At 60.9% G+C, this 5,033-nt stretch carries 5 protein-coding genes; 3 read left to right on the forward strand and 2 right to left on the reverse strand.

The features are described from left to right. A partial coding sequence (locus ACWEO7_RS37965) for a hypothetical protein (protein WP_452430503.1) occupies window positions 1–188 on the reverse strand: 188 nt, incomplete at its 3' end. A gap of 409 nt (window positions 189–597) precedes the next feature. Here ACWEO7_RS37965 and ACWEO7_RS37970 point away from each other — a divergent pair. Further along, window positions 598–3,204: an ATP-binding protein gene (locus ACWEO7_RS37970; RefSeq protein WP_452430505.1), complete on the forward strand. Its 2,607-nt coding sequence runs from the start codon at window positions 598–600 to the stop codon at window positions 3,202–3,204. A gap of 282 nt (window positions 3,205–3,486) precedes the next feature. Here ACWEO7_RS37970 and ACWEO7_RS37975 read toward each other — a convergent pair whose 3' ends face one another. After that, window positions 3,487–4,236: an IS3 family transposase gene (locus ACWEO7_RS37975; protein WP_452430507.1), complete on the reverse strand. Its 750-nt coding sequence runs from the start codon at window positions 4,234–4,236 to the stop codon at window positions 3,487–3,489. Between ACWEO7_RS37975 and ACWEO7_RS37980 the strand changes: the two genes are divergently transcribed. Beyond that, on the forward strand, window positions 4,192–4,611 hold the full coding sequence (locus tag ACWEO7_RS37980; RefSeq protein ID WP_452430509.1) for a hypothetical protein: 420 nt from the start codon (window positions 4,192–4,194) through the stop codon (window positions 4,609–4,611). The genes ACWEO7_RS37975 and ACWEO7_RS37980 overlap by 45 nt on opposite strands. Before the next feature lie 32 nt (window positions 4,612–4,643). Then, window positions 4,644–4,955, forward strand: a complete 312-nt coding sequence (locus tag ACWEO7_RS37985) for a transposase (protein WP_452430508.1) — start codon at window positions 4,644–4,646, stop codon at window positions 4,953–4,955. The last annotated feature ends 78 nt before the right edge of the window (window positions 4,956–5,033 follow it).

A 5,033-nucleotide genomic window follows, 5' to 3' on the forward strand; every position in this document is an offset into this window, starting at 1 on the left:
GCGGCCTGCTGGGCGCGGCCGGTGTCGGCGGCGGTGAGCGTCCGCCTCGCGGAGTGGGCGCCGCGGCGGCGCCGGTCGTCCCAGCGCACGCGGACCTGCTGCGCCGCCCGGGGTGCGCCGATCGCGGCCACGATGACGTAATCGGCGCCGGTTCGCTCGTGGTGACGCACCCCGGCAACGGCTCCCACTCGGCGTAGTGCTCCCTCGACAGCGAGCGAGACCACCGGGTGGGACACACGATCTGCATGTCACCCCGGAAACGCTGATCAGTCAACTGCCTCCGGAGGTCGCCGATCGCGCCCTCATCGGGCATTTGGGAACCTCAATGGTGTTGTCAAACGGAAGTTTCGAGGTTGCCGCGGATGCGCTGACGTTCGATGTCGGCCGTCCGTCTCGACATATACGAGCCGTCCGGAAGCTGGTGCGCCACGCGAGCAGTTCAGTCCCTATCGCACCCGTCACAACAAGTCTGCTCCGGTCGCAGCGGCCTTGCGACAGAGCTCATCCGGAGAAGATTCATCCTGACAGCTTCAGTATTTCGGGGCCGAGATGTAGCAATATGCCGGACTCTCTCATTATGAACTATGCTGTGTGAGCATGGACAGCAGGTCTCATCGCGCGGGTGATGTACCCGCGTCGGCACCCGGCTTCGTCAACCGAGACCGTGAGCGGGAGATGATCAATTCTCTGCTGCTTCGCGCTGTTCGGTTGATCACGTTAACCGGTCCCGGTGGCATCGGCAAGACACGATTGGCTGCCGAAACGCTGCGACGCGCCAGGAAAACCGCTTCGGGAAGAAATCGTATTTATTGGGTCCGAATGGCACGGTTGGCCAAGGATGCAACCCAGCCTGCGGTGGAGGAAGAGATCGCGCATGCGGTCATGGATAGCGATTTATCGGGACGCTCAGCATGGGATACTATAGTGAGCGCCTTGATCGGAGTCGATGGCGGCGAGCGAAATTCGCGCCCCATCTTGGTGCTCGATAATTGCGAACATGTGCATTCCAGTGCTGCAGGCGTAGCTTCGGACCTGCTTGATGCTATCGCGGAGCTGACTATTGTGGCCACTAGTCGAGAACCCCTCGGCTGGGTTGATGAACACATCATACGTGTCCCGCCCCTTACCAATCAGGATGCCTTATCTTTCTTCCTGCAGCGGGCCGAGCTCACAGGTAGCCCGATCACCGGCACCGATCAAATTCAGACGGCTGCTGCGATTTGTCGCCGCGTGAACAATCAGCCCCTTTATATCCAGCTCGCGGCAGCCCGACTGATGCACTGCCCCCCGGCCATGATCCTTCGTGGACTCACCGGCCAAGCCGATGACAGTCGGCTTGCGTGGTCACACGGGCCTTACGGGATTGATCCTCGGCATCGAGCAGTCACCGATGTTGTCGAATGGTCCTACAATCTGTGCTCAGAAGAGGAGCGCCTACTATTCGAGCGCCTATCCGTCTTCGCTTCTGGTTACGACCTCAACCCCGACGACCCCGACTTTGCCGCCGCACCGCTTGATGTAGGCGCCGACCTTGATGCGATCGCGAGCATCTGCGGTGACGACAGCGGCGGCAGGGACGGACCGCCGAAGTTGCTGCCACACGAAATACAAGGTCTGCTCGAACGGCTTGTCGACCATTCCCTTGTGTCGGTTCACATGTCTCCCAGTAATGTGCGTTATTCTCTCGTGGAGAGCTTGCGTGTGTACGCTCAACACCGTTTACGACAACGCTCCACAAATGAGGTAGACAAACCAACCCTCCTTGCCAAGCGACATTTGTATTACTACCGCGACAAAGTCATGGACGCCGTGGGCAACTCGTTCACGCCCCTAGGGCAAGATCAGCGAACCTGGACACTCGCGGCGTGGAGCAATATAAAGACTGCGATCGAAACAAGCCTTAACTTGCCGGAACAATCCGCTGCGGGGCTGGAAATTTGCCTCGGGCTGTTCATTTTGCGTATTCCATTCGCGACGGGTTCGATCCGAGAACCATTCGCAACTGGCTCGGTCCGAGAAACACGTGACTGGACCCAACGTTGCCTCGACGCCACAAGGTCCTTGGCTCGGCCGCCCACAGAACTACAGATCATGGCCATGGCTGCCATCGCGTGGCTTGCGCTAGTACAGGGCTGCGAAGGGGAAGCCGAACGGATCCTCGACGACTGCATCGCCCTGTACACACCTGATCCTGAAATCAGGACCTCCTGGAGATACACGGCAGAAAGCGATATCGGGTTGCCGGCTGTCATTGAATTGATCTGGGGCGTACAGTTATTATTCATCCACGGCGACGCTAAAGCAATAACCGTGCTGAGTCGCGCGCGCGATAAATTCCATGCCTGCGGGGACCATAACGGTGCCGCGAGCTGCGAGTTGCATCTGGCTTTGGCTGCCGGGATTTTGGGAACCGCTCAGCAAGCCAACGAAATCACGCGACGCTATCTTGATCGCGCAAGCGTCTTCGGAACGCAACCAGAACGATCGTGGGCTGAATACACCCGATCCATCGCTTTGACTGAACACGGGGACCCTTATGAAGCATTAGTTCTTCAGCGCGCTTCGCTGGCATACCAGCTTGCGAGCGGTGACCAATCAACTGCACTCGTAGTTATCCAAGCGCGAATGTGGTCTCTAGCTCGGATAATCTCTGCCGGGGAAGCCGATAGAGACAGGCTAGTCGCCCTGGCTACTGAGATCGCATACTTGGCTGGAGGTGCTAAAACACTTCGTGCGAGACTCGGCCTCGCTCATAATCTCAGGCCGCTTACCGATAAGTCAGCTCAGGCGATCGTCACCGCCCGCCAACTACTTGGCGCAGACGCCTACGCTGCCGCCGAAAACCAGGGTGTACAGCTGCGGCCGGAACACCAGGAACTGCAACGGCTCGCACTTGGAACATTTACCATAGACACTTCGCGGGACCGCCGCACTGCCGAGCAGAAGCTGAACTCGCGCTGGCAGGAGCTGAGCCCGGCTGAACGACAAGTCGCGGTCCTAGCGGCTGCAGGCTGGAGCAATGCAGCCATTGCGGACCGCCGCAGCAAATCTGTGCGCACTATCGACGCGCAAGTCACGGCTGTTCTACATAAACTGATGATCTCCTCCCGCGAGGACATCATCGAACACGTCCCACGAAATGCTATCGATCAGGTCCGACTTGAAGCTTCTCGACGCCCTCAACGCACAGGAAGAAAAAGGTGACATTTTACCCTGACAGGGTGTTTGGATCTTCCATCACAGCTTCTGGGTGGCGTCCGGGGTCCGGGGTGTGCTGATCTTGATCTGAGCGTTCTGCATCCGCCATCTGGCCGACCTGAACGTCGAGCAGGTCACATCCGCCGCGGATCGGACTTACGGATCCACGCCGGCATCACCGCGCAGGGTGCGTCGTGTCCGGGCTGCACATTCAACCGTTTGGCGTCGTCGTGGCCAGTCCCCGATAACGCGACCACCCGGACGTAGAGCCCGGGTTGTCGTCCGTTGTCAGTCGATCCCGCAGTCCACCGGGTGGTGGGTGTGGGTGCAGGCCGCAGCGTACTCGGCCGGTGTCCGGTAGCCCAGGGCTGAATGCCGGTGCCGCAGGTTGTGCTCGGTCTTGAAGTCACCGATGACCACGCGGGCCTCGAGCAGGGAGGTCCAGTGGTTGCGGTTGAGGCACTCGGTGCGCAACCGGCGGTTGAACGACTCGATATAGCCCTCGATATAGCCGTTGTTCCACGGCGTGCCGGGCGAAATGTAGGTGATTCCGATCCTGTTGGCGCAAAAGCGTTGCAGCGCTGTGGATATCATTTCCGGGCCGTTGTCGCACCGCAGCACCTTCGGCACACCCCGGGTGGCGAACACCCGGGCGAGTTCGGCGACGAGTTTCTCGCCGGTGATGGAGCGTTCCACCAGATGCAGCAGCGACTCCCGGGTGTGTTCATCGACCATCGACGCGATCTTCACCGCCCGCCCATCCACAGTGGAGTCGAACTGGAAATCCAACGCCCACACCGTCTTCGGTGCATCCGCGGCGACCGCAGGCACCGACGAGGAGCCGAGGCGTTTGCGTCGGTGATGCGCCCGCACCTGCAGGCCCTCCTGCTTCCACAACCGATGCACCCGTTTGCGGTTGACCCGATGACCCTCGTCGAACCGCAACGCCGCCCACGCCCGACGGAACCCATGACAGGGGTTCTTACGCGCCCCGTGAGTTTCGACGAAGCCCCCATCACACCACCCCCGCTCCCCCATCAGCCGCCTGTACTCGACCGCAGCGCCGGCGATGCCGGCCGCTCACCGGGTGGCTTCCCCCGGCTCGGTGAGTACATCGACCGGGTGTGTAGGAAGGTCCCGCCGAAGACGCTGAGGAGCTACGACTCCGCATGGCGTGCGATCAGTCAGGTATGGGGCGACCGAGTGTTGAGCGAGCCGACGAAGAGGGAGATCGAAGAGCTGATGGATGCGCATCAGATCCGTTCTCGCGCTCGCGCCAACTCCCGGGGCGGAGAGTCCGCCGCGGAGAATCTGCTGTCGGCGTTGCGGCACATCTACAAGCACGCCGTACGTGACAGGCTCATCGATCCTGTGCTTCCCCCGTTTTCTCGGAGACTTCCGAACCAGGTTTGATCTTGTGAGCCTGGAGGAAGGAAAATTGTGTAGTGGTTGCTCCGAGGAAGTACCCCGTCGAGCTGCGTGATCGCGCGGTGCGGCTGTATCGGGAGTCTGACCCGAAACCGGTGATCGCGCAGCTGGCGCGCCAGCTGAATGTGCATCCGGAAGCGTTGCGGGGTTGGCTGCGCCAGGACGAGGCCGACCGTGGTGACCGCCACGACCGGCCCACGACCGACCTGGTGGCCGAGAATCGGCGGTTGCGGGCGGAGAACAAGGAACTGCGCGCGGTCAACGAGGTATTGAAGGCGGCGAGCGCGTATTTCGCCTCCGAGATCGGCCCGACCCGGAGGAGGTCATGAGCTTCCTCGACGCGCATGACTTCTCGGTCGGTCTCGTCCTGCGGGTTCTGGGTATCGCTTCGTCGACCTACTACGGCT

This window comes from Nocardia sp. NPDC004260 (assembly GCF_053603155.1).